The sequence below is a fragment of the Vibrio sp. NH-UV-68 genome, assembly GCF_042940635.1.
Lineage (GTDB): Bacteria > Pseudomonadota > Gammaproteobacteria > Enterobacterales > Vibrionaceae > Vibrio > Vibrio pacinii.
On sequence record NZ_CP134975.1, the window covers coordinates 1,271,599 to 1,295,897 of the forward strand.

Consider the following 24,299-nt stretch of genomic DNA (forward strand, 5'->3'; position numbering starts at 1 on the left):
TGTGTCAAAAAAGCAAAAAGCCACCGATTCGAGGTGGCTTTGTTCGTCTTTGTTTCATCAACAGTGCGAGTTAGCGTGATGCGCTGATTTGGCGCTCTCTGTGTTGTAACTCAGCAATGTTAAATTGGCGCACATCCAGTGTCGCGAGATCATTACACTCTTGGCAAGAGTGGTGACTTTTACCGTCCACATAATTGTGTTTGGTCAGCATACTAGGTTTTTTACACCAGTCGCACATACCTTCAATCTTAAACATAGAACTCTCCCCACCTTTATTGATTAGGTGTTCATTTCGCGACATATTATGCCATGCCACCGCTTATTAAGTTAATTGTTTGTTATCGGTAATGGGAGGGTGATCGATTGCGCTGCCTTTTAATTTCGACTGTGCCGGAAAGTTAATACAAGGGAAATGCGAATTTGTAACTATTTGTTAACGTTTTTTAGGATGATTTTTAAAGCTTGGTTCAAACGCTTCATCTCGTCTTCACTGCCTTTCAAGTCAGGATGATAAATTTTGCTGAGCTGCTTATAGCGCACTTTTATCAGTTTTTCGTTGGGGATCTGTGCCGGATGAAAACCAAATACCGCGCATGCGATGTGAAGCGGATTGTCTTTGCTAGGCGCTGTTGACGTGGCTGAACTGCCTGCAGTCTGTAGTTTCTTAATGTGGCGATATAGGGTTTCAAGTTGACGCTTTTGTTGAGCCAGAGTTTGGTCTTTTCGTTTTAAATCGCGTTCCATTTTTAGCTGTTGGCGTTGCTGATCATTATCACTCACATGGACGGTTTGTTTGAGTTTGTGGTTGCTTCGCAACAAGCTGACGACGGCAATAGCACCAAGTAGCAGTAGCGAGAGCAACGCGTATAACGTGGTATTTTCGCTTTGTTGGCTGTGCGACACCGACTTGGCGTTCGGGCTCAGCTCTATTTGCTCAGCGTCGAAGGCCACTTCCAATTGGTCTAAAGTGGCGACTTGTTGTGCTCGGCGGTCATTAAATTGCTGCTCAAGTACGCGCGCGTAATCATCTTCAGCTTGAGGATTATTTTTTGCCGCTTCTTGATACCACAGCTCGGCGAAATCTAAGTGATTGGTTTGTTGAGTCAGTTGTTCATAAACTTGACCAAGTAGCGCTGGCGCTTGGTCATTGCCTAGCATCGCCGCTTTAGTCAGCCAAAAAATCGCACTTTCCATATCTCGGTTTGTGCCAGTACCATCAAGATAAGACTGACCAAGGTTTAGTGCAGCCGTTTGACTGCCATTGCGCGCGGCTTGTTGATACCAATAAAATGCATCGCTATCGGATTGTGCGACACCTTGTCCGCGATCATACTTCTCGGCCAGCTCTAGTTGTGCATGAACATTGTTGTTTTGGGCACTTTGCTGCAGTTCCTCCACGGTTTGAGCAGCACTCGATAATGAGAGGATTAACAGCAGGTAGGGAAGTCGTCGCAATGTAACCTCAGATGCTAAAAAGATAAATTATCTGTTTAGTATATCAATTCGCCCAGTAAAATAGGTATAAGGTGTAAAAAAATGGCTTCCGAAGAAGCCATTTAGAGATTATCTTTTTTACACTTAACTATTTAAGCGGCAAAATTTGAATTTCGACACGACGGTTACATGCTCGACCATCCGCAGTGCTATTGCTGCAAAGTGGGTAGCGTTCGCCATTACCACGCGCAACGGCACGGCCTGCGGCGACACCTTGTGACACTAAGTATGCGCGTACCGACTCAGCACGGCGCTCAGATAGAATTTGGTTGGTCGTATCGCTGCCTGTGCTGTCGGTGTGGCCATCAATCACTAAGCTTGTGTCTGGGTATTCGACCAAGATACGCGATACACCGCGCAATGTTTTATGAATGCTAGTGTCTAGTTGGTAAGAGTTAGTTTGGAAACCGATGCCGTTCTCAAGCCGAAGCAGCAATTGGTTTTCGCCGACGCGCTCTACTTGAACGCCTGAGTCGAGGAGTTCTTTACGCAGAGCTGCTTCTTGTTGGTCAAAGTAGTAGCCAACACCGCCACCGACAGCTGCACCACCCGCAGCACCGATCAATGCATGTTGACGACGCTCTTTTGCATCATCACCTGTTGCAAGGCCTACTGCCGCGCCTGCAATGGCACCCAGTAAAGCTCCTTGAGCGGCAGAATTGGTTTCTGTCTCACCTGTTGTCGCATTTTGGCGTTGTGTTGCCTGACAACCAGAAAGGGCGATAGCGACTGCTAGTGCAAGCGTAATTTTTTTCACGTTAACATCTCCATGTGGCATTTTAGTTTGACCAATACCGAGTTTGATCAATGTGTTCCCTGAATAAAGCGGATGCTATATCTATTGTCAATTGATGAATAGATTAATTGACAATAGATTAACGTTTGATGAATAAAGTTTGTACTATCTCAGCATTTTTGGCGCTTGTGCACCATTAATAGGGCGGTTAACTGAAACCGTACGCCCTTTTTTAAAACCAACTTCATAATCGTCAGTGAGGTTTTTCATCGCCTCTCTAAGCTGTTGCTTAAAGGTTTCACGATCGATGTTCTGAAATTCTTTGTCGATATAATCGTCGATTTTTTTGGCGGATTCGTCGTCAGGGCTAATAATCGGTAGTTTTTCGATAGCACCTTCAACCCAACCCGAGAGAAATGAATTAACTCGGCGAGTAACTTCAGTCGTTGGTGTGCCAGTGCCAGCAAAACTATTACGGAACCGACCAGTTTGTTCGTTCATTTCACGGTAAATAATGTCAAAGGCAAACGCGGCAAAGATGGCGCGATCTGCTTCACCGATATATTCAACGCGTTTAAGCCCTTTATGGTTGAGCAATACGGCCTCAACGCCAAACTTAGTATTAATACCACGAATAATGCGCAGCAGAGTGGAGCTCACGTTGGCAGGGAGTAAGTGAGTCGACTGGGTTTTTCCCATCTTAATGAACTCGATATCGTCTTTATCCAGACCATATTTAATCATTAAGCTATGGGCCATTTTAATCGCGTTGGCCGCTTCGTTAATGTTGGCTGAATTACCGAGTTCTAGACATTTCGCAATTTTTTTGAGGGCTTTTTGTTTATCCATCGACCGCATCAAATCTCACTAAATTGACAAAGTCGCACATTTTACCGTTTTCAGAGCAAAAACGGAAATCGGATATGTGTTTTAAACGGTATTTTTAGTAAACAGTAAAGGCTAACGAAAGTTACGCTAGCCTTTATCACATCGATATAGTTGAACTTTAAGGATTAAATACCCAGCTCGTCAAAAAGATCGTCCGAGTTATCTTGTTTCGCCGCTGGTGGTTTTTGTTTTTGCTTCATCTTTTGCTGAGCTTGCTCGAGGATATCATCAGGACACTCATCTTCGGCAATGTCAAACTCTTCAAGTTGAATGAATTCAGTTTTGTCCATGGCAAGCTCAAGGTAGAAAATATGACCTTTCTCAGTTGAAAAGGTTACGCGACGTGCTTGCGGGCGGTCTAAATTGGTATCAACTGACAAATTGACCTGTTTATTCAAAGAGAGCATTTTGGGTTGGTTCTGGGTGATATGCGTTTGCAGATCTTTGCGTATTTGGTTGGTAAAGTGACCCACCAGTTGGTTCATCAGTTCACCCAACACGTCAGCAACTTCGTCTGAGGTATGCGATACCGCAAGTTCATCTTCAGGCATACCCATATTACGCATGTAATTGGTGTATACCTCCAATGCGGCTTTTGAAGTGAAGTTAATGACAACAAGACCCGAAAACCCACCATCGAACAGCACAAAACAGCCGAAGTCCGGCTTAAGGCTGGTTTTAGTAATTTTCTGCACCATAGCAGAGTAAGTAACGTTCGAACTGGTGGCCGAAGTGAGCACACCAGAAACAGACTGGCATAACTTTAAAAGAATATCTTCTGTGGTGACTACTTTATTTCTTTTCATTGGTGATTCGCTCATAGAGATACTTACAAACAATAGAGATAGTTATAAGTGTGGGAAAAAAATGCGAGTATTGCCATTGTGACATTACATTTCTGTTTTGATCACCCTTTTAAATGTTGTACAGTGACTTGATTCAAATAATAGTTTAAACCACACGAACCCAGTGCTGATAGGATCAGCGTCGTAGGGGCAGGAAGCAAATGTTACCAAGACTACATTCTCAATCGGATGTTGATCCGATCGTTCTTACCTTTCTGGAAGAACTCAAAAATGCCGGCTTTAGTGGTGATATTGAAAGCCAATATTCTAGCCGACTGGCCGTTGCCACTGACAATAGTGTCTATCAACAACTTCCACAAGCAGTGGTACATCCGAAATCGACTCGCGATGTGGCGTTAATCGGTAAGCTCTCGACGCAGTCTCACTATGAGCGTGTAACCTTTTCACCACGTGGCGGTGGTACCGGAACTAACGGTCAGTCACTGACCAAAGGTATCGTGGTTGATTTGTCTCGTCACATGAATAAGGTATTAGAAATCAACCAAGAACAAGGTTGGGTTCGTGTGCAAACGGGCATCATCAAAGACCAACTTAATGATGCGGTGCGTCCTTTTGGCTACTTTTTTTCGCCTGACCTATCAACCAGTAACCGCGCGACACTGGGTGGTATGATTAACACGGATGCGTCAGGACAAGGGTCACTGAAGTACGGAAAAACCTCTGACCATGTGTTGTCTCTGCAAGCAGTGTTTGCCGATGGTTCTTGTTTAGAGTCGGATCTTTCTCATGGTATGCCAACCGAAGGCGAGTATGCGTTTGATGCCTACCATACCACCGAGCAAGTGTGTCGTGAAAAGCGCGCTCAAATTGAGCAAAAGTTTCCGCCATTGAACCGCTTTTTGACAGGCTATGACTTAAAAAACGCTCTGAATAGTGAAAATGATCGTTTTGATTTGACCCGCGTGCTGTGCGGCGCTGAAGGATCGTTAGCCTTCATTACAGAAGCTACGCTCAATTTAACGCCGATTCCTAAAGCGCGAACTTTGGTTAACATTAAATACAACAGTTTTGATTCAGCGCTGCGCAACGCGCCATTAATGGTTGAAGCGCAAGCTTTGTCAGTGGAAACGATTGATTCGAAAGTACTCAATCTTGCTAAACAAGATATCGTTTGGCACACCGTAAGCGACTTGTTAACAGATGTTCCTGGCAAAGAGATGCAAGGCATCAATATGGTTGAATTTGCCGGCCAAGATGAGCAAGAGGTGAATCAGCAAGTCAGCGATTTATGCCAGCGTCTTGATGTGATGCTGGCTGACAATCAGGCCGGTATCATCGGTTATCAAGTTTGCAGTGAATTGGCAAGCATTGGCCGTATTTATAATATGCGCAAAAAAGCAGTTGGTTTACTTGGCGCGGCGAAAGGGCGTGCTAAACCTGTCGCGTTCGCCGAAGACACTTGTGTGCCACCAGAAAATTTAGCTGATTTTATTGCTGAATTCCGAGAGCTGCTTGATGCGAAGTCACTTAATTACGGTATGTTTGGTCACGTGGATGCAGGGGTACTGCATGTGCGTCCGGCTCTCGATTTGTGCGATCCACAACAAGAAGCATTGATGCATCAAATCTCTGATGAAGTGGTGAAGCTGGTTGCCAAGTATGGCGGCTTGATGTGGGGTGAGCATGGTAAAGGGTATCGTTCTGAATATGGGCCAGAGTTTTTTGGTCAAGAGCTCTTTACTGAGCTACGCCGGGTCAAAGCAGCTTTCGATCCGCACAATAAAATGAACCCGGGTAAAATCTGTACACCACTCAATAGCAATGAAGAGTTGGTTAAAGTGACAGACACCAAACGTGGTTACTTTGATCGTCAGATTGATGTTGAGGTGCGTGATAGTTTCAAACAGGCGATGGAATGTAATGGTAACGGCTTGTGCTTTAACTACGACACCTCATCGCCAATGTGTCCTTCGATGAAAGTGACTGCTGACCGTCGCCACTCACCGAAAGGTCGAGCAGGGTTAGTACGTGAATGGTTACGCCAGTTGACGGAGCAAGGGATTGATGTTCTTGATCTAGAAAAACAGGCGCTTGAGAACAGTAGTTCGATTAAGTCGATGATTGATCGTGTGCGCAATACTATCAATAAACGTCATGAGTATGATTTCTCGCACGAAGTGTATGAAGCGATGAATGGCTGTTTAGCCTGTAAAGCGTGTGCGAGCCAATGTCCGATTAAGGTTGATGTGCCAAGTTTTCGCTCGCGCTTTCTCAACCTTTACTACTCGCGTTATCAACGACCAGTTAAAGACTATTTGGTCGCCAATATTGAAACCATGTTGCCCGTACTTGCTAAAGCACCAAAGCTGGTTAACGGAGCGTTAAAGCAGCAATGGGTGCAAGATCTAACGGCGAAAACCGTAGGTTATGTCGACTCGCCGTTGTTGTCGGTTCCTACGCTTAAACAGCAGGTCTCTGGGCTCAAAACGTTTGATTTACAGCAGCTGGCTGCACTGTCTAAGCAAGACAAAGCCAATCATGTGGTGATTGTTCAAGACCCATTCACTAGCTACTATGATGCTCAGGTGGTCGCTGATTTTGCAGCTTTGATCACCAAACTGGGTAAAACGCCGGTATTGTTGCCATTTAAGCCTAATGGTAAGGCGCAACACATCAAAGGTTTCCTGCAGCAATTTGCCTCGAGTGCCGCCAATACCGCGGCGTTTCTTCAGCAGGTTGCTGATATCGGCATTCCGCTGGTTGGGGTAGATCCTGCATTAGTGCTTTGTTACCGCGATGAGTATCAAGAGGTGCTTGGCGACAAGCGCGGCGATTTCCAAGTATTGACGGTGCATGAATGGTTAGAGCCAAAATTGCATGAGTATGAGGTGCGCGAGTGCGCGGATGAGCAACCTTGGTATCTGTTTGCCCACTGTACTGAAAAGACCAAAATGCCAAATGCCGAGAAAGAGTGGGGCACTATTTTTAGCCACTTTGGTGCGCGATTGAATACGGTTGCGGTTGGTTGTTGTGGAATGGCGGGCACATTTGGTCACGAAGTCGATAAACTGCAAATGTCGAAAGACATCTATGGACTCAGTTGGAAGCCTAAACTTGAACCCTTGGACAAAGAGCGTTGCTTAATCACGGGGTATTCGTGTCGCAGCCAAGTGAAACGTTTTGAAGAGGTTAAAACTAAACACCCTCTTCAGGCGCTATTGCAAATACTCTAATTTAAATAGCTCAACCGATTCGGTTGAGCTATTTTTTAGTAATACTATGGCAACTAAGGTCGTTAAATGGGCAAGCTTGAAACAAAAATACCGCCAGTGGCACTGTTTGTTCTGTTTATCGTTGCGATGAACTTTATCAGTCGAGAGTTTTTGGCGTTCCACCTTAACTTGCCATTGAATGGTATGGTTTTTTTACTGTGCTTTGTCGTTTCAGGCGTGATTGGTATTGCAGGGGTATATCAGTTTCGTCGTGCGCAAACCACGGTGAATCCAGTCAAAGTAGACGGTGCTTCATCCATGGTCGAAAGCGGTATTTTTGCGTACACACGCAACCCGATGTATCTCGGTCTATTTCTGTTGTTGTTTGGTTTTGGCTACTGGCAACAAAACCTACTTTCAATCGTCTTTAGCTTTAGCTTTATCCTCTATATGAACCGCTTTCAAATCCTCCCAGAAGAACGGGCGCTTGAAGCCATTTTTGGTGCGCAATATATTGATTACAAACAGCGGGTAAGACGTTGGATATAAGCACAATGCGTCTCATTTTTGAGTAAATGCTCAATGCAAATGTTTTAGTTCAAATTAATTGATCTAATCAATGTAAATTGTTGTTATTTTTAGTTATAAATCTAGCTCAAATATAAATCACTTATAACTAGGAAACACTTTCAATATGTCTCGTTGGCTTGTCCCTTTAGCAGTAGGTACATACTGCCTATCAGCTCCTGTTACTTTTGCATCTCAAGTTACCCCATACATTATTGATGGAACACCAGCTAGCCAATCTGATTGGCCGTATATCGCCGCATTAGTTAAGAAAAATCAAAGTGCTTACGATGGTCAGTTCTGTGGTGGTAGTCTGATCAAAGACCGCTACGTTCTTACAGCTGCACATTGTGTGGATGACCTAGTAAAAGAAGGTCTAGATGTAATCGTTGGGATCAATAACCTTAATAACTCGCCGAATGAGGGCTATCGCGTTTCGGTGAAGTCCGTGATTGTTCATCCGTTTTATAATTCCAGCACGCTAGATAATGACATAGCGGTATTGGAGTTGGAGCGAGCAGTTTCATCGAATGAAGCAGTGCCGGTGTCACTAGCCGCTGCAGATTCGCGTCAAGCAACAGCAGATGGTACTTCACTCAAAGTGGCAGGGTGGGGATCTACCACGCCTGATTATGGCGATCATACGACGCCAGCTATTCTTCAGGAAGTCATAGTACCACTGGTTAATCAAACAACCTGCAGTCAAACAATGAATGGGGTCGAAGATTCGATCTTGGCGACAAGCTTTTGTGCTGGCACTACCAATGAAGGATTTGATTCATGTCGCGGGGATAGTGGAGGGCCAATTATTGTAGAAAATACTGGCATTCAGTTAGGCCTAGTAAGTTGGGGGAATAGACGTTGTGGAGAGCAAAATAGCTATGGTGTTTATACTAACTTAAGCCAGTATCAATCTTGGATTGCTACAGTATTAAATGGTTTGAGCTATGTTTCGTACGAACATATAGGCTATTTTAACCTTGGTACCCATAGCCATACTGTTAAGTTTACTAATTATGATTCAGAACCAGTTAATTTCTCACAGAGCGCTTGGGCATACTCTAACTCAATTGAAACGGCTGATGTCATAAACAATACTTGCTTAACCAAAGGGACATTGCTGACAAACGAGTCATGCTCTATGACGGTCCGCTTTAATTTACTAAGTTATGGGACAAAGACTTTTTATACTCAAATGCAATATACAAAGGGGTCAGACCCCAGCTATGGTCTTTCGCAAGTGATTGAAGTAGAAGCTGCAGTGCGTGGTGACGCATCTTTAGCGGATGCATTGGGGGTAAGTAACGTCACTATTTATGCCGATGACAATCCATGGATACTTTATGGCTCCAATGGTGTACGCTCTGCTGCAATAGGTCACTCTCAGCAGTCGACATTGATTCTGGAAGGGGTTGCTGCAGGAGAATACAAGTTGGATGTTCAACTATCAACGGAAGCCTCAGCTGATGAACTGTATTTATATATCAATGGCGATACTCAAGGTGGAGTGAGCGGAGAGACGGCGTTTACCTATGACTTATCATTAACTAGAGAGTTAAACCAAGTTAAGTTTGTTTATTCTAAAGATTCCTCAATTGCTTCCGGTGATGATGCAGCGTATATTTCGAATTTCCGTAAAGTGGATGACAGCGCAAACAGCGGCACTAGTTCGAGTGGTGGCGGTAGCTTAGGTTGGTTCAGCTTGCTTTTATTATTTGTAGCAGCAAGACGCAGATAAATAAACGCCTCACATAATTGTGGGGCGTTTTGTTTTTACTTAGGCGTACAGTGTTATATCACACTAGGCAGTAGCGCTTCTGGCATCAAATGGTTATGAACGGCAAGCTCTAGCAGTGAGTTGGCCGCTTCGATATCAGGCGCAAAATATCGATCCTTGTCGTAGAACGTGACTTTTTCACGCAGAATCTGCTTAGCCTCTTCAATGCGTTGCGATGACTTGTTCGGTGCGCGAAAATCTATACCTTGCGCGGCGGACAAGTATTCCACGGCCAAAATTCCACGGGTATTTTCTGCCATATAACGCAAACGGCGACCAGCAAATGTTGCCATAGATACATGGTCTTCTTGATTGGCCGAGGTTGGCAAACTATCTACTGACGCTGGGTGAGCCAAGGTTTTGTTTTCACTGGCAAGCGCCGCCGAGGTGACTTGGGCAATCATAAAGCCTGAGTTAACGCCACCGTTGTCAACAAGGAAAGGAGGCAGTTTCGACAGTGCGCTATCAATCAGCAGCGCCATACGACGCTCAGATAAGCTGCCGATTTCAGCAATGGCTAACGCTAAATTATCCGCCGCCATTGCCACTGGTTCAGCGTGGAAGTTGCCCCCAGAGATGATGTCACCATCTTCAGCAAATACCAATGGGTTGTCTGATACCGAGTTGGCTTCAACTTGCAGGATTTCTGCAGAGTTACGAATTTGCTGCAAACATGCGCCCATTACCTGAGGCTGACAACGTAGCGAGTATGGATCTTGTACTTTTTCACAGCCAGTGTGTGAGTCGCCGATTTCGCTGCTGGTATCGAGCAGGTGGCGATAAGCCGTTGCTGCATCCATTTGACCACGATGACCGCGCACGCGGTGAATCCGTGGATCGAATGGACGGCGACTGCCGAGTGCGGCCTCTACAGACATTGCGCCACACACCGTGGCAGAGGCAAAGAGATCTTCTGCGGCAAACAGACCTTCAAGCGCAAACGCCGTTGAGGCTTGTGTGCCGTTGAGTAGTGCTAAGCCTTCTTTTGGCGCGAGAGTGATGGGTTCTAGTCCCGCGATTTTGAGTGCCTCTTGGCCAGAGATTATCTCGCCATTGTGACGCGCTTGGCCTTCACCTAACAGAACAGTGCTCATATGTGCCAGTGGGGCTAAGTCGCCTGATGCGCCTACTGAGCCTTTTTGTGGCACACACGGGTAAACTTGCGCGTTGACCAGATCGATCAGCGCTTGAATGACTTTTAGACGAATACCAGAATAGCCGCGTGATAAGCTATTGATTTTAAGTACCATCATTAAACGCACGGTTTCATCGGACATAAACTTACCGATACCGGCTGCATGAGAAAGCACGATGCTTCTTTGCAGCGTTTCAAGATCTTCAGGTGCAATTCGTGTATTCGCCAGTAGGCCAAAGCCTGTATTGATGCCGTACACGGTGCGATCTTCGGCAATGACTTGTTCAACAACTTGAGTGCTCTCATCAATCGCAGGTATCGCGCTAGGATCAAGAGAGAGCTTGAGCGGTGAGCGACTAATCTGACGCAATACCGGTAGGCTCAATTGGCCTGGCTTAAGATTGAGGTTTAACATCTAAATAATCCTTATTTAAGCTTGCGCAGTTCTTCGTTTAACATCGGTAAGTCTAGGCCTTGTTCGGCGGCGCAGCGTTTTGCAATATCGTAGCCCGCATCAGCATGACGCATAACACCAGTGGCTGGGTCATTGTGTAATACGCGAGCAATACGCTCTGACGCATCGTCACTACCATCACAACAAATTACCATTCCTGAGTGTTGTGAAAAGCCCATGCCAACGCCGCCGCCGTGGTGCAATGAAACCCAAGTGGCACCGCCAGCAGTGTTTAATAGGGCGTTAAGCAGTGGCCAATCTGATACGGCATCAGAACCATCCATCATACCTTCTGTTTCTCGGTTAGGGCTAGCAACGGAGCCAGAGTCTAAGTGGTCACGACCGATCACAATTGGTGCTTTCAATTCACCATTTTTGACCATCTCGTTAAAGGCTTGACCTAAACGCTCACGATCTTTGAGCCCAACCCAACAGATACGTGCAGGCAGGCCTTGGAATTGAATCCGCTCGCGCGCCATGTCGAGCCAGTTGTGCAAGTGCGGGTTATCTGGGATCAACTCTTTAACTTTTTGGTCTGTTTTGTAAATGTCTTCAGGATCGCCTGACAGTGCTGCCCAGCGAAACGGCCCAATGCCTTCACAAAATAGTGGGCGGATATAAGCGGGAACAAAGCCTGGGAAGTCGAAAGCATTTTCCACGCCCTTTTCTAGAGCCATTTGACGAATATTATTGCCGTAATCCAGTGTTGCCGCGCCGCGAGCTTGTAGCTCTAACATGGCGCGAACCTGAATCGCCATTGACTCTTTGGCCGCATTAACTACCGCCGCTTCGTCTGTTAAGCGTAATTGCGCCGCATGTTGCATTGACCAGCCAATTGGTAGGTAACCATTGAGTGGATCGTGCGCTGAGGTTTGGTCTGTCACTACATCTGGCGTGATATTTCGTTCAACCAGTTCTGGGAACACATCACCAGCATTGCCAAGCAAACCAACCGATATTGGAGTGTCTGATTCGTAAACCATTGATAGCGCTTCATCGAGGCTGGTGGCTTTTTTATCGACGTAACCAGTTCTGAGACGGTAATCGATACGTGACTCGTCACACTCAACAGCGATCATCGAAAAACCCGCCATTGTTGCTGCGAGTGGTTGCGCGCCACCCATACCACCAAGTCCGCCAGTAAGCACCCAACGACCGTTGGCATTGCCATCAAAATGCTTCTTGGCAACGGAAACGAAGGTTTCATAGGTACCTTGCACAATGCCTTGTGAGCCGATGTAAATCCAACTACCCGCAGTCATTTGGCCATACATCATCAGACCTTGCTTATCGAGCTCATTAAAGTGCTCCCAGTTTGCCCAGTGTGGCACAAGGTTAGAGTTAGCGATCAGTACACGAGGAGCGTTTTTATGCGTTGGGAAGACGCCCACAGGTTTACCTGATTGCACCACTAGGGTTTGGTCATCTTCAAGACGTTCAAGTACCTCAACAATTTTGTCGTAACATTCCCAGTTACGCGCAGCGCGGCCGATACCACCATAGACAACCAGTGCATGCGGATGTTCAGCCACATCTGGGTCTAGATTGTTCATCAGCATTCGCAGAGGGGCTTCTGTCAGCCAAGATTTCGCTCTCAATGCTGTGCCGTGAGGGGCACGAATGGTTCGACTTGTATCGAGGCGCATCTCTTCAACTTGGCGCTGTGTCATGGTAATACTCCTTGTGATTGACGGTATCTAGGCTAAACGAGGGGTAGAGGTTACTCTTGTTCCTCGTTGTTTCTGGCCTAGGTGTTATTGTTCTGAAAAAGCGTTGGCGATATCCCAACACAACCTTGCAGCAAGGCGGGCGGTTTGACTGTCGACATCGTAAGTAGGGTTGTATTCGGCGATGTCGGCGATCACTAATTTGTGTTTGTAATGTAAAATTCGCTCCATAAACGGTGTGATCATATCGATGCTGACCCCTCGCGCGGCTGGAGCACTGACGCCCGGCGCTGTGGCTGCTGGGAACACATCGAGGTCGATGGTGAGATAGAGGTAGTCACAGTTATCGAGAAAGTGCTGCAATTGAGTCAAATGATAAATATGGTTGTGATGAGCAAGATCTTTGTCTTCGATATACCAAACGCCCAGTTCGTCGGCTCGAGTGAAAAGGGCTTCAGTATTACTCGCTCGGCTTACCCCTAGACAGGCGTAATGGAAAGGCCATTGGCGCTGTGCACAGTAGTGTTGAATTTGATTGAACGGTGTACCAGAGCTGGGTTTCACTTCGGCTTGTTGGCTTTCAAATGCGCGTAAATCAAAATGCGCATCAAAATTGATGATGCCGATTTTAGGTGGCTTGGCGACATTGAGTGACTCAAAGTATTTGGCTAAGCCTAAGAACGATGCCCAAGCCACTTCATGCCCGCCACCAAGCGTAATCACAGGCGTCGATTTTAGCGCAAGGGCAATAACCTCAGCACACTCTGTTTGACTTTGTTCGAGCAAATCATCGTCACAAATAACATTACCCAGATCGTTCAGTGAGTGTGGTTGATGCCAAGCCATATTGGCCAGAGCGCGGCGGATTAAGTCAGGTGCGTGCTTGGCCCCAATACGACCTTTATTGCGTGCGACGCCAGCATCACTGCAAAAACCAAGTAAGCTTACAGCGTTGCTGTGTGATGGAATCTGCTCCACTTGCATTTTCTTGACTACATGATGCACGCGCTTGCCATGGGCACCATCTTCAGCGTCGTGGCGCCCTTGCCAATGGAAATCTTGGTGAGTCTTGACTGGCTTAGACATAATCTAACTCTCCTGCAACTAGGCGCGCCGATAACCGTGGCGCACCTTGGAAATAGCTGAATTCAGCCGGATGTGAGACTTCCCAAATCGCCAAATCAGCATCAAATTTAGGCTGAATTTGACCACGAGAGTTACCATAACCTAAAGCCTGAGCAGCATGACAGGTAACACCGCGAAGTGCCTCTTCTGGGGTCAGACCGAACAGAGTACACCCCATATTCATCATCATGGTTAAATCGGCAAACGGCGAAGTGCCTGGATTCAAATCGGTTGCGATCGCCATAGGTACTTGGTACTGGCGCAGCAGTTCTATCGGTGGTTGTTGCTTCTCTTTGAGGAAGTAAAATGCACCCGGAAGCAATGTAGCCACGGTACTCGAGTTTGCTAATGCTTCGACGCCTGCTTGATCAAGATATTCGATGTGATCAACTGATAACCCCGAGTATTGCGCCGTTAATGCGCTGCCACCTAAGTTTGACAGTTGTTCGGTGTGACCTTTGACTTTTAAACCATGTTCTATCGCCGCTTGGAACACCTTTTCGGTTTGCTTAAGGTTAAACCCGATCGACTCACAAAAAACATCAACACTGGTCGCGAGCTTTTCCTCGGCAACCAATGGAATGATCGTCTGACAGACGTAGTCAATGTAAGCATCGCCGCGACCTGTAAACTCAGGGGGTAAAGCATGTGCGGCTAATAGTGTCGTAGTGACGCGAATTTTTCGATGGGCTTCAAGCGCTTTGGCGGCGCGCAACATCTTTATTTCATCATCAAGGGTTAGGCCATATCCCGATTTAACTTCAACGGAGGTAACGCCTGTGCGGATTAGCCCATCAAGACGAGGTAGAGCAAGCTCGGTTAATTGCGCTTCGCTGGCATCACGAGTGGCTCTGACGGTTGAAAGAATGCCGCCACCTTGTTGGGCAATTTGTTGGTAAGGGACACCGTTGAGACGTTGCTCAAATTCGTCGGCACGGCTGCCAGCAAAAATCAGATGCGTGTGACTATCAATAAAACCGGGGGTCACCAATTTGCCTTGGCAGTTAAAACTGGAATGCGCCTTGATGGGAGCCTGGCTAAGAGTATCAATACGACCTTGCTTAATGCCAATATTGCACGGTGCTGATACCGTGTAACCATTTGCACCTGGCGCCATAGTGACCATAGATGCGTTGGTTAATACTAGGTCATTGATAGAACTCATCACTGTTACTCATAATTAAATGTATATACAATTATGCTTTCAGAGATAGAATTTGTACAAGTGTGATGTTGCAAAAATGTGATCAGTGAGTACTATCTGTGGTGGAACCGCTTTTTTAACTTTAGTTTATTCTGCTGGGTATCAACTTAGCAGTACTTTAGAGCTTAACTTGTAACGTGTACCAGGATGATAAAGCAGTGCAGTACTAACGAGTTTATCGTCACTCCATGTGCGGCGATTGAGTAATAGGCACGGCTCACTAACGGCTAACCTAAGAGCGGCGCGCACAGCATCGCCAGCGACTATTGCTTCGACAGTGTGCTCAATTGCACTTAATGGGCAGTTCTCGGATAGATATTGATTGGGTGTCATTTGAGAGAAGTCTTGCTCCAAATAATTTGGAGCGTAATGGGCATTGACCCAGCGCATTTCCAGCTGGATAGGAAGTTTGTCTTCAAAGTGTATTATCTCACTATAAAAAACATGGCTTCCAAGCATGACGCCAAGCTTCATTGCCACCGCATCATCGGCAGTGAGTGCAATTTGCTTGATGACTTTACTGCTGTAAGTCTTTCCGCGTTGTTCGACTTCTTTAGCGATATTACGAATATCGAGCAGCGGTGACTCTGCTTTATCATCTGGGGCACAGACAAACGTCCCCAATCTTGGCCTACGTAATAGCCGTCCTTCTGTTACCAGATCGCGGATTGCCTTATTGACGGTCATACGACTGACATTAAACTGTTTAGTCAGCTCGATTTCGGTGGTAATTCGATGGCCGACGGGCCAAAGGCCACTGTCGATTTGGTCGGCAATATAGCGTTTGATCTGCAGATATAGGGGCGACTGGCTCATATTCTTATCGTGTATTGAATTGACTATACAAATGGTTATACATTTACTGTGATAATGCAAGCAATCTGATTTAATCGTGAGACTACGTCACAACCTTTTACGTTTAATACATTGCCTAGCAGAAGTTAGCCTTTGGTTAAGTATCTACGGCGATCAGTCGCTGTTGTTTTCGCTTCACCGTGATGCTGAGGATAATGAGGTTAAACCTTGCTTATTTAAGACTCACCAGCACCAAAACGATAACGAAATGTGACGCCGAATGCGATATCAGTACTATTGTCGGCGTTAAACATGTTTTCGACCGCGGTTATCTCAACCGCTGAATTTTTTAATCGATAGCGATAGCCAAAAGTGAACTCGGTTGATGGCTTAGAGAATTCACTCTCGTCAGTGGTGATTCCCTGATGAACGGCAAACTGGCCAATCAAGGCGTGATTAGGTAACCATTGATAGCGGTAACTTGCGCCTAAAGACCAGTTGCTGTTGCGATATGGTATCTGTTTAAAAACCGTTGGTGTGTTGCGAAAAGTGATGGCAACACTGGTATCGAAGCCATGTTTTTCGCGCTGATAACCATAATTAATCTGCAACGCTTGTTCAAAGTCCGATGAGCTGAAAATACCGTGATTTGTGTCATTGTAGTAAAGCGAAGCCCCTATCGAGAGCCCATGATTGCTATGAGTCATAATTTGATATTGCAGGTAACCCGTCAAGACATGGCTTAGGGTTTCGCTGCGAAAGCCTTCTAATTCAATTCCGTACTCGGGCATATTGATCACGAAGCGATCATTGTTAACTTCTGTCCGCCCGTTTTGTTCAAGTCCAACCCAATCATGAAAAGCAATTGTTAATCGATCGAGATGGTTATTGCCCGCGTAATTCCAACGGTAATTAAGGTCTACCTGCCAGCGCTCGTTCCACTGCCATTTGCCTCCAATCGCGAGCTGATTTTGATAATAATCGAGTTCATATTGATCCGTGACTGCCCAGATACTCGATACGATACCTGATGCGTAAACTTCACTGTGGTCAACAGGCATCGAAAAACCAGAGCGCAACTGTGGAGAAAGGCTATTGGTATGAAAAGGGGATTGAGTATAGCTTTGTAATGGTCCATAGCCGTCATTGGTATTGGCATTCGTTTGATAGGTCAGCAAGATAGCCAGTAGGCAGATCGCTGTGCGCCAGTCGATGGTCATTATATCCTCCAAACTATTTGATTATCCTTTTGATATAAATATAGTTTGAAAGATTAATGACCGCTCACTAAAACCAGCTACCTAGGCTTAGGTATGCACAGAAAATCGTTATGCGGCAGAGAGATGCGTTGTGATATAAGGCTGCCAAGCATTTTGGTACAGGGCTTCAGATTCACGGCGCATTGAGCGAATTTGTGCAACTTCAAAGTCATTCAATTCACGGTTTTCACGTGCGGCTTGGCGCTCAATTTTTTGTACGTTCTCATAAATGTCGTGTTCAGGGCCGCTTTTAACATCAGCAATAGCTTTGAGGTGGAGTTGTATTTCTGCAATTAAACCAGTTTTAGGTAATTTGACTAGGAGATTTAAATCGCGATAGCCAGAGGTTGCGGGTTTTTTAAAACGGTTTTTCGCTTTAACGACCGTGGTTTCGCGGTTTAATACTTCGTAAACAGACATCAGACTTTCGATATCATCAGCGACAATCGTGGCACGAGCAAGGTCAGTGATGCGTTCCACTTGACCGTTCAATTCATGGGCAATCTTGTCTTTGGCGCGCTGAGAAGCTTTGATGCCAGCAAAATAGGCGGTGGTATCTGTCAAGAGAGCAGTACTTTTACACAAGGTTTCTAGTTCGGCTTGAGCCTGGTGGGCTTTGCTATAAAGGATGTCAAAATCACTATAAGGCTGAAGAGGCAAGGTAGGCATAGACTGGATGCCATACAGGCCGCTCAAATTATGTTTGAACGCTTGTGAGCAGACTTGGTTTTGGTTAGTCGGATGATTTTGTTGCTCATCGGGAGCCGTCGGAATAGCGGCAAATGCAGGGGCTCGGCTGAGCATCAAAAGCATTAACGCCGTGGTACGCAAGAATAGACTCATGCACTCTCCTTAGATATGTAGGCTGGGCTAAAAGGGGCCAAACAAAGGTCTACCGCTTGCGCTACTTATCGCTGATTAATAAATGGGGCTTTTATTTCGCTTTACCAATCCTCACTTTGAACCTTGATTAAAAACTTTGAGCCTTATCTCATTTTGTTATCATTCAGTTAGAGTTACGGCCAAGATTTAGGTTCAACAGCAATGTGTTACTGAATATATCGTATTTATATGAACGTAATCTGAATAACAGAAAAGCAATCGGGGATACCCAGACGCATGAGATTCCGCTAGGCTAGGTATGATTAAAAGCCAGTAACCGAGAAAAATGATGAGAGACCCAGAATTTTGGCACAACAAGTGGGCAGCGAACCAACTTGGTTTTCATTTAGACGATGTCAATCCCTTATTGGTAGAGTATTGGCCAAATACAAAACCGGACTATCAGGATAAAGTCTTTGTCCCTTTATGTGGTAAATCGGAAGATTTAGTTTGGCTTGCCGCCAAGCATGGCGACGTTCAAGGTGTCGAGCTGAGTAATATTGCCGTTCGAGCTTTTTTTGCAGAGCATTTTTATACTCCGATGGTGATGCCGATTAATGGTCAGCACGAGCTGTTTCAATTCGATGAACTATCGATTTACACCGGAGACCTGTTTACCGCGCCAATAAAACCAGTCGATATTGTTTATGATCGAGCATCGTTGGTGGCGCTGCCACCCGAGATGCGAGTTGATTATGCCAATAGAATCAAGTCATTACTGAATCCTGGTGGGCGTATTTTGCTGGTTAGTTTAGATTATCCGCAACACGAAATGGCAGGGCCACCGTTCTCAGTGGCAGAGCAAGAAATTCACGCATTGTATCCTGAATTTAAAATAACCAAGCTTTATCGTGATGAGGCGAATGAAACTCACCCTAAAATTGCCAACAAAGGTCTGTCTCGATTTGCTGAAGAAGTCTATTTGTTAGAAAGTAACTAGTCGTCGTTGGTCAAAGTGGAATAGATAGAAAAAGGCTTGGTCTCGAACCAAGCCTTTTTCGTGTCTTTGGGTCAATTAATAGATGATTTTAATCTGAGCGGCGCTAGTGACAGCATCTTCAACGGCTTGTTCTACAGTGTCTCGGCGAGTGATTGCGACACCTAAACGGCGGCGACCATCAATGTCAGGTTTGGCAAATAAACGCAACTGGGTTTGTGGCGCCGCTAGGGCTTTATCGAGGCCATCAAATTGTATGTTGTTTGAAGTACCTTGGCCAAGAATAACCGCTGATGCAGATGGTCCATACTGAGTAATGGCCGAAATCGGTAGACCAGTAAACGCGCGAACATGAAGCGCAAACTCTGAACTGTCTTGAGAAAGTAAAGTAACCAAGCCAGTATCGTGTGGGCGCGGAGAGACCTCATTAAAGATCACGCTGTCACCTTTGACAAACAGCTCAACGCCAAAAATTCCGTATCCACCCAAAGCATTAACCACTTTACCTGCGGCATCTTGAGCGGCTCTGAGCGCGATATCTGACATCACTTGTGGCTGCCAAGATTCACGATAGTCGCCATCTTCTTGACGATGGCCAATCGGCGCACAGTAATGAACGCCATCAACGGCACGTACAGTCAGTAGGGTAATTTCGTAGTCAAAATCAATAAAGCCTTCAACAATAACGCGTCCGGCACCAGTACGGCCACCTTGTTGGGCATAATTCCATGCTTTATCAATGTCGTCGGTGCATTTGATTACGCTTTGCCCTTTGCCTGACGAACTCATCACGGGTTTACACACACAAGGCATACCTACGGTTTCGACAGCGGCGCGAAACTCTGGGTAGTTGTCAGCAAAGCGATACGCCGATGTATTAAGGCCGAGCTCTTCAGCCGCAAGGCGACGAATGCCTTCACGGTTCATCGTCAGTTTGGTCGCTTTTGCAGTTGGGACGATGTTGACACCTTTCGCCTCCAGCTCAACCAGTTTATCAGTGGCGATGGCTTCGATTTCAGGCACGACATAGTCTGGTTGCTCTTTATCAATGATGGCTTGCAGAGCGTCACCATCAAGCATATCAAGAGTGTAGCTACGGTGAGCAACTTGCATAGCGGGGGCGTTTTCATAACGATCACAAGCAATTACTTCAAGGCCAAGACGTTGACACTCAATCGCGACCTCTTTACCCAATTCACCCGAGCCCAATAGTAAAACACGTGTAGCTTGACTTGCTGTTGCTGTACCAAACATTTTTAACCCTATCATCTTAAAGGAATAGAAACTGAAGAGAATGATACTGAATATCAACCAAAAAGCAAACGTTTGCTTTTTGCTGTAATTGGTTTTTTTGGCTACAAACGAATGATGTTTATGATATGACAAAGGCGCTCGTTTGAGCGCCTTCGATGTTAAAACTGATCGTTTAAATTTCTAGGTATGACATTGGAATATCGGGATTAAGGGCTTCCAATGTTGATTGGGTGGTTGCCAAGTGACTGATGGTACCTTCGGCAACTTCTACTAGTGCCGCTGACTCGATATCCTCAAGGGTTTGACGATCGAGCAAAAGTTGAATTAAGGCCACTTGTAGCGGAGGTAAACTTGGGTTGAACGCGGCGTTTTCAGCGTATGCGCCTTGATATACTTTGCCATCGCGCATTCTTAACGCTACGCCACTTAAGTTATGGGTATAAGGCGCATGACTACGGTTAAGTGCAGCAAGCGCTAACTGAATAAGCTCGTCTTGATCGTCACTGTGTTTACCATGATCAACCTGCGCCATCAGAGCGGATTTGATACCGAGATCTGCCGGACCAAATGACTCAGGTAAATACGCTTGCAGCTTTTTACCATCGCGTTGTGGCAGTTGTATTTCAAGCTGATCGGCGGTCGATAGCTCGTTCATGAACTGGCGGCAGTGGCCACAAGGGCTAAAGTTAATCGTGATGTCTTTAACACCCTGTTCGCCTTTCATCCAAGCGTGGCTGATAGCTGATTGTTCCGCATGCACGGTTTGACCCAACTGCACGCCCAAAAATTCAACATTGGCACCAAAATAGAGTTTGCCGGATAGGCCACGAACAATGGCGCCAACATAAAAGTTTGATAGTGGGGCATAAGAATAAGCCGCCGCAAATGGCAATAATGCAACACGAAGATCAACGTCTTCTAAGCCAGATATTGTGAGTAGTTGCTCAAATTGCTCTGAAGATAAGGTCGCGTCAAAATCGTCAGCAAGAATAATGGGTGATAGAAAATCAGCGACGTTTTTTGGCACTTCAGATAGCGCCTGTTCAATGCGGCTTCTCATAGTGAATCCTTTAATCTGCATAATGGATATCTAGAGTCTATACCTTTAATTAGATTTAAACTCCGATACTGGTATTTCATTTTATGTAACGAGAAGATTAAAGCAGAGATATAGATCACAACAATGAATGCAATTTGCATGTTTGTTACATAATTAGAGTGAGCTCACACATGATAACGATTACAAAAGTACATCACTGAGCGTAACGAGCCACGCAGGGTGGCTCAAACGGACTTAAGCTGAAATCCAAAGTGCTAAAGAGAAGAAAGATGGAGCAAGTATTGAGGTAATCACACCACATACCACCAGCGCCAAAGAACTGAACGCGGCATCTTGAGGATCTTTCTCTGCGCACGTTGCGGTTCCCAGAGCATGAGAGACCGTGCCCATGGTTAATCCCTTGGCAATCGGGTGAGTAATATTTAAGACGTTGTAGATTGGGTAGGCCATGATCGCGCCAAATAGACCGACGATCAGCACCAATATTGCCGCAATCGCAGGTTCTCCACCTAAGTGGCTAGAGACTTCCATTGCAATCGGTGTCGTGACCGATTTTCCGAGTAAACTGGCAATCAAGCTTAAATCAGCCTGCATATAGACCGCAATCATACTGGCGCTTAGCATCGACATGACACTACCAACACCACACGCCAACATGATAATACGCCAGTTCGCACGGATCTGTGGGAGTTGTTCATAAAGGGGAAAAGCAAGTGCCACGACAGCGGGTTGCAGTAGATAGTTAATCCAAGTGTTGTCCGAGTAGTAGGTCTCAAAAGGTACCTTGAAATAGGTCAGTATTGGGATCAAGACTCCAAGGCTAATCAACAGTGGATTCATGAAGGGGCTTTTGAATTGCTTGCATAACCAACGTGAAGCAAAAAAGACAACAATAGTAATAAGTAGCCACATTATTGCTGCCCTCCTTTCAATATCCGGTCGAGCATTAAGCCCAACAGTACCAAGACAATCAAAGTACCACCAACGGCACTGGCTAAAATTGGCCAAGCGTTGGCTAACAACATATCAGAGTGCTCCATCAAACCTACGCTGATAGGAACAAAAAGCAGCACCATATATCGAATAAATAGCGTCGCGCTAGGTCTTACCCAGTCAGGTCGCACTAAGCCACTGGCCATCAGACCAAATAAGATCAGCATACCGATAATACTGCCGGGGATAGCGGTGTCGAGTAAGTGTTGAATATTGATGCCAGCAACAAGGCATAAAAATATCAGCGCCATAGAAACAGCGTACTGAAGCACGGTTTTGGTCATAGTAAATTATCGTCCAACGTCTATTACCTAGTTAAATAAGCGGTTATTTAAACAGGTACAAGCTTTGACATTTAGCGCCAAAGCTTTTATTTATCAATTACCTAACGCCTAATAATTGATTTCGTTGCGGTCGTCAGGATTTGCAGTAGGGTGCAGGACTTAGTACTAAGAAATATCTAGGATACTCGTTTTTCTACATATTGGTAGATGGATTTTAAAATAGCCATCTTACTTGCGTCACTCTCATGTTCGTGAACTAAGTTTTCTAAATTCAGCATGTACTGTTCAATACGGCTTTCGAAGTAGTCACGGCAGTGGTTCGCCCAGCGTTGTTGCTCTGCTTCATCCAATGTCCAAGGGTAGTGGCGAGCACGATAGCGAAACAACAGGGGTTTAATGCGAGGATCGTTAAAGCTGATATCCAAAGCCGCTAAATGATTAGGATCGGTTTCACGAATAATATCCATTGCCGCTTTATCAGCCGGAGAGAAGAAACCGTCATAAAGTTGAGTATCGACATCAGTACTTTTCTCGTATTCACGCTCAATCGTGTAAACACCGATGAGTTTTTCACGAATTTCTGGATGTTGACGTAAACGAGCGAGATTCTCTAAACATTTTGCTCGATCAATGCCAATCGCTGCGGCATTTTCAGCGGTTAATGTTTTGGCGGGTGCTAAAATCGGGCATTTATTTAAATGCACTAGCTTGACAGGGACCGGCAATTCATCGGGACCGAGTTCAGAGCGCTTGGTATATAAGCGTTGATTGAGCGATTCGACGTCTAGATCGAGCAAGGCTTGCGGATCTTTGGCTAGGTCAACACAAATGACGGCGTTTTGGTTGGTTGGATGCCAAGCAACGGGGACAATCCAACTGGTGTAACGACACTCTTTCCCCAGCATGCCTGATACGTGCATTAATGGGGTCATATTAACGATATCGATAAGCTCGTTGAGTTTACGCTTGTGACGCATGCTCAAGAAATAGTCGAACAGTTTAGGCTGTGCGGCTTTCACTTTTTTAGCCATTTCAATCGTGGCGATCACATCGGCCATCGCGTCGTGAGCGTTGGCGTGTTCAATGCCGTTGGCAACCGAGAGATGCTCAAGCTTGAAGCTAATAAATCCTTCGTCGTTTTCTGGCCAATTAATGCCTTCAGGCCGCAGTGCGTAACAAGCACGCATCACATCAAGTAAATCCCAGCGTGAATTGCCATTTTTCCAACTCCATGCGTATGGGTCGATAAAATTGCGATAGCAGGTATAGCGTGTTACTTCATCATCAAAACGAATACTATTGTAACCAAGGCTAATGGTGTTAGGCGTGGCAAGTTGTTCATGGATTTTGCCGATAAATTCTGGCTCGATAAGGCCTTGGGTCTCTGCCGTTTGTGGTGTAATGCCGGTAATCAGAGCCGCTTCTGGGGATGGTAAGTAGTCTGCAGGTGGCTGGCAATAGATAACAAGAGGCTCGCCAATGATATTAAAGTCCATATCGGTGCGCACGCCAGCAAATTGACAAGGACGATCTTTGGCAGGGCTTGTTCCCCACGTTTCGTAATCAAAAAAGAAGAACGTAGGTTGTTCGTTAGTTTTCATAGTTTTGTTGCTTTGTTCGTGATTATTCAAATTAAGCCTTTATTATCAGTCGATTAGCTATATTTAGTGTGCTATCTTTTAAATTGAATTTTATTGTTTTTGCACGTTTTACATTTGCACTTGCGTCCAAATTCTGTAAGCGCTGCGTCCAAATCTAAAGGTAGACAAA

General features: G+C 45.6%; 21 protein-coding genes. 4 read left to right on the plus strand and 17 right to left on the minus strand.

The annotated features are described in order from the left end of the window. Window positions 1-70: 70 nt before the first annotated feature. From ViNHUV68_RS05965 to ViNHUV68_RS05985, 5 genes are all read right to left on the minus strand, one after another. Window positions 71-256, minus strand: a complete 186-nt coding sequence (locus ViNHUV68_RS05965) for a hypothetical protein (RefSeq protein ID WP_038174379.1) — start codon at window positions 254-256, stop codon at window positions 71-73. A 170-nt stretch (window positions 257-426) separates the two neighbouring features. Next, window positions 427-1,455, minus strand: coding sequence for a hypothetical protein (locus ViNHUV68_RS05970; RefSeq protein WP_391089884.1), 1,029 nt, complete (start codon window positions 1,453-1,455; stop codon window positions 427-429). A gap of 127 nt (window positions 1,456-1,582) precedes the next feature. After that, window positions 1,583-2,251, minus strand: a complete 669-nt coding sequence (locus ViNHUV68_RS05975) for an OmpA family protein (RefSeq protein WP_391089886.1) — start codon at window positions 2,249-2,251, stop codon at window positions 1,583-1,585. 144 nt (window positions 2,252-2,395) lie between these two features. Beyond that, window positions 2,396-3,079: a DUF2786 domain-containing protein gene (locus ViNHUV68_RS05980; RefSeq protein ID WP_038174376.1), complete on the minus strand. Its 684-nt coding sequence runs from the start codon at window positions 3,077-3,079 to the stop codon at window positions 2,396-2,398. 164 nt (window positions 3,080-3,243) lie between these two features. Next, entirely contained in the window at window positions 3,244-3,924 is a 681-nt protein-coding gene (locus ViNHUV68_RS05985; RefSeq protein ID WP_038174375.1) for a DUF3334 family protein, read from the minus strand. Window positions 3,925-4,124: 200 nt separating this feature from the next. Here ViNHUV68_RS05985 and ViNHUV68_RS05990 point away from each other — a divergent pair, with 200 nt between their 5' ends. The 3 genes from ViNHUV68_RS05990 to ViNHUV68_RS06000 all read left to right on the plus strand — a co-directional run bounded on the left by ViNHUV68_RS05990 (window position 4,125) and on the right by ViNHUV68_RS06000 (window position 9,441). After that, window positions 4,125-7,157 carry an FAD-linked oxidase C-terminal domain-containing protein gene (locus ViNHUV68_RS05990; protein WP_391089888.1) on the plus strand — a complete coding sequence of 1,011 codons (3,033 nt, stop codon included), beginning with the start codon at window positions 4,125-4,127 and terminating at the stop codon, window positions 7,155-7,157. A gap of 66 nt (window positions 7,158-7,223) precedes the next feature. Beyond that, window positions 7,224-7,685: a methyltransferase gene (locus tag ViNHUV68_RS05995; protein ID WP_391089890.1), complete on the plus strand. Its 462-nt coding sequence runs from the start codon at window positions 7,224-7,226 to the stop codon at window positions 7,683-7,685. Between the two features lie 145 nt (window positions 7,686-7,830). After that, window positions 7,831-9,441: a trypsin-like serine protease gene (locus ViNHUV68_RS06000; protein WP_391089892.1), complete on the plus strand. Its 1,611-nt coding sequence runs from the start codon at window positions 7,831-7,833 to the stop codon at window positions 9,439-9,441. A 53-nt stretch (window positions 9,442-9,494) separates the two neighbouring features. Here the strand turns inward: ViNHUV68_RS06000 and hutH are convergent, their stop codons facing one another. The 7 genes from hutH to ViNHUV68_RS06035 form a co-directional block, all read right to left on the minus strand. Beyond that, entirely contained in the window at window positions 9,495-11,030 is a 1,536-nt protein-coding gene (gene hutH, locus ViNHUV68_RS06005) for a histidine ammonia-lyase (protein ID WP_391089894.1), read from the minus strand. Window positions 11,031-11,041: 11 nt separating this feature from the next. After that, window positions 11,042-12,739: a urocanate hydratase gene (gene hutU, locus ViNHUV68_RS06010; RefSeq protein WP_038174368.1), complete on the minus strand. Its 1,698-nt coding sequence runs from the start codon at window positions 12,737-12,739 to the stop codon at window positions 11,042-11,044. Window positions 12,740-12,823: 84 nt separating this feature from the next. Further along, the gene (gene hutG / locus ViNHUV68_RS06015) at window positions 12,824-13,822 is read right to left on the minus strand and encodes a formimidoylglutamase (protein ID WP_391089896.1); all 999 of its coding nucleotides are present in this window, start codon (window positions 13,820-13,822) and stop codon (window positions 12,824-12,826) included. Beyond that, window positions 13,815-15,026, minus strand: coding sequence for an imidazolonepropionase (gene hutI, locus ViNHUV68_RS06020; RefSeq protein ID WP_391089898.1), 1,212 nt, complete (start codon window positions 15,024-15,026; stop codon window positions 13,815-13,817). Before hutI ends, hutG begins: the two co-directional genes overlap by 8 nt. Before the next feature lie 141 nt (window positions 15,027-15,167). Further along, window positions 15,168-15,881 (minus strand): histidine utilization repressor, encoded by a 714-nt coding sequence (hutC, locus tag ViNHUV68_RS06025; RefSeq protein WP_391089900.1) that lies wholly within the window; start codon window positions 15,879-15,881, stop codon window positions 15,168-15,170. A 215-nt stretch (window positions 15,882-16,096) separates the two neighbouring features. After that, window positions 16,097-17,080 (minus strand): DUF3187 family protein, encoded by a 984-nt coding sequence (locus ViNHUV68_RS06030; RefSeq protein WP_391089902.1) that lies wholly within the window; start codon window positions 17,078-17,080, stop codon window positions 16,097-16,099. A 108-nt stretch (window positions 17,081-17,188) separates the two neighbouring features. Beyond that, a complete protein-coding gene (locus tag ViNHUV68_RS06035; RefSeq protein ID WP_391089904.1) occupies window positions 17,189-17,962 on the minus strand; it encodes a phosphoribosylglycinamide formyltransferase in 774 nt (257 codons plus the stop codon). Between the two features lie 328 nt (window positions 17,963-18,290). Between ViNHUV68_RS06035 and ViNHUV68_RS06040 the strand changes: the two genes are divergently transcribed. Then, window positions 18,291-18,941, plus strand: coding sequence for a thiopurine S-methyltransferase (locus ViNHUV68_RS06040; protein WP_391090276.1), 651 nt, complete (start codon window positions 18,291-18,293; stop codon window positions 18,939-18,941). A gap of 75 nt (window positions 18,942-19,016) precedes the next feature. Here the strand turns inward: ViNHUV68_RS06040 and purT are convergent, their stop codons facing one another. From purT to sbcB, 5 genes are all read right to left on the minus strand, one after another. Then, window positions 19,017-20,192: a formate-dependent phosphoribosylglycinamide formyltransferase gene (gene purT / locus ViNHUV68_RS06045; RefSeq protein ID WP_391089906.1), complete on the minus strand. Its 1,176-nt coding sequence runs from the start codon at window positions 20,190-20,192 to the stop codon at window positions 19,017-19,019. A gap of 172 nt (window positions 20,193-20,364) precedes the next feature. Then, window positions 20,365-21,252 (minus strand): cytidine deaminase, encoded by an 888-nt coding sequence (cdd, locus tag ViNHUV68_RS06050; protein WP_391089908.1) that lies wholly within the window; start codon window positions 21,250-21,252, stop codon window positions 20,365-20,367. Between the two features lie 234 nt (window positions 21,253-21,486). Continuing rightward, window positions 21,487-22,164 carry a CidB/LrgB family autolysis modulator gene (locus ViNHUV68_RS06055; protein ID WP_391089910.1) on the minus strand — a complete coding sequence of 226 codons (678 nt, stop codon included), beginning with the start codon at window positions 22,162-22,164 and terminating at the stop codon, window positions 21,487-21,489. After that, window positions 22,164-22,529, minus strand: a complete 366-nt coding sequence (locus tag ViNHUV68_RS06060) for a CidA/LrgA family protein (RefSeq protein WP_038174357.1) — start codon at window positions 22,527-22,529, stop codon at window positions 22,164-22,166. The genes ViNHUV68_RS06055 and ViNHUV68_RS06060 overlap by 1 nt, the downstream gene beginning before the upstream one ends. Window positions 22,530-22,705: 176 nt before the next feature. After that, the gene (gene sbcB / locus ViNHUV68_RS06065; RefSeq protein ID WP_391089912.1) at window positions 22,706-24,130 is read right to left on the minus strand and encodes an exodeoxyribonuclease I; all 1,425 of its coding nucleotides are present in this window, start codon (window positions 24,128-24,130) and stop codon (window positions 22,706-22,708) included. Window positions 24,131-24,299: the final 169 nt, after the last annotated feature.

Bases quoted from the DNA above. Each gene is read 5' to 3' on its own strand.
- cdd (WP_391089908.1), bottom strand. From the start codon at position 21,252: ATGAGAAGCCGCATTGAACAGGCGCTATCTGAAGTGCCAAAAAACGTC.
- hutU (WP_038174368.1), bottom strand. From the start codon at position 12,739: ATGACACAGCGCCAAGTTGAAGAGATGCGCCTCGATACAAGTCGAACC.
- ViNHUV68_RS05995 (WP_391089890.1), top strand. From the start codon at position 7,224: ATGGGCAAGCTTGAAACAAAAATACCGCCAGTGGCACTGTTTGTTCTG.
- ViNHUV68_RS06030 (WP_391089902.1), bottom strand. From the start codon at position 17,080: ATGACCATCGACTGGCGCACAGCGATCTGCCTACTGGCTATCTTGCTG.
- ViNHUV68_RS06060 (WP_038174357.1), bottom strand. From the start codon at position 22,529: ATGACCAAAACCGTGCTTCAGTACGCTGTTTCTATGGCGCTGATATTT.
- hutC (WP_391089900.1), bottom strand. From the start codon at position 15,881: ATGAGCCAGTCGCCCCTATATCTGCAGATCAAACGCTATATTGCCGAC.
- hutI (WP_391089898.1), bottom strand. From the start codon at position 15,026: ATGAGTTCTATCAATGACCTAGTATTAACCAACGCATCTATGGTCACT.
- hutH (WP_391089894.1), bottom strand. From the start codon at position 11,030: ATGTTAAACCTCAATCTTAAGCCAGGCCAATTGAGCCTACCGGTATTG.
- ViNHUV68_RS06055 (WP_391089910.1), bottom strand. From the start codon at position 22,164: ATGTGGCTACTTATTACTATTGTTGTCTTTTTTGCTTCACGTTGGTTA.
- ViNHUV68_RS05985 (WP_038174375.1), bottom strand. From the start codon at position 3,924: ATGAAAAGAAATAAAGTAGTCACCACAGAAGATATTCTTTTAAAGTTA.
- hutG (WP_391089896.1), bottom strand. From the start codon at position 13,822: ATGTCTAAGCCAGTCAAGACTCACCAAGATTTCCATTGGCAAGGGCGC.
- ViNHUV68_RS05965 (WP_038174379.1), bottom strand. From the start codon at position 256: ATGTTTAAGATTGAAGGTATGTGCGACTGGTGTAAAAAACCTAGTATG.
- ViNHUV68_RS05980 (WP_038174376.1), bottom strand. From the start codon at position 3,079: ATGGATAAACAAAAAGCCCTCAAAAAAATTGCGAAATGTCTAGAACTC.
- ViNHUV68_RS06035 (WP_391089904.1), bottom strand. From the start codon at position 17,962: ATGAGTCTATTCTTGCGTACCACGGCGTTAATGCTTTTGATGCTCAGC.
- ViNHUV68_RS05990 (WP_391089888.1), top strand. From the start codon at position 4,125: ATGTTACCAAGACTACATTCTCAATCGGATGTTGATCCGATCGTTCTT.
- sbcB (WP_391089912.1), bottom strand. From the start codon at position 24,130: ATGAAAACTAACGAACAACCTACGTTCTTCTTTTTTGATTACGAAACG.
- ViNHUV68_RS06000 (WP_391089892.1), top strand. From the start codon at position 7,831: ATGTCTCGTTGGCTTGTCCCTTTAGCAGTAGGTACATACTGCCTATCA.
- ViNHUV68_RS06040 (WP_391090276.1), top strand. From the start codon at position 18,291: ATGAGAGACCCAGAATTTTGGCACAACAAGTGGGCAGCGAACCAACTT.
- purT (WP_391089906.1), bottom strand. From the start codon at position 20,192: ATGTTTGGTACAGCAACAGCAAGTCAAGCTACACGTGTTTTACTATTG.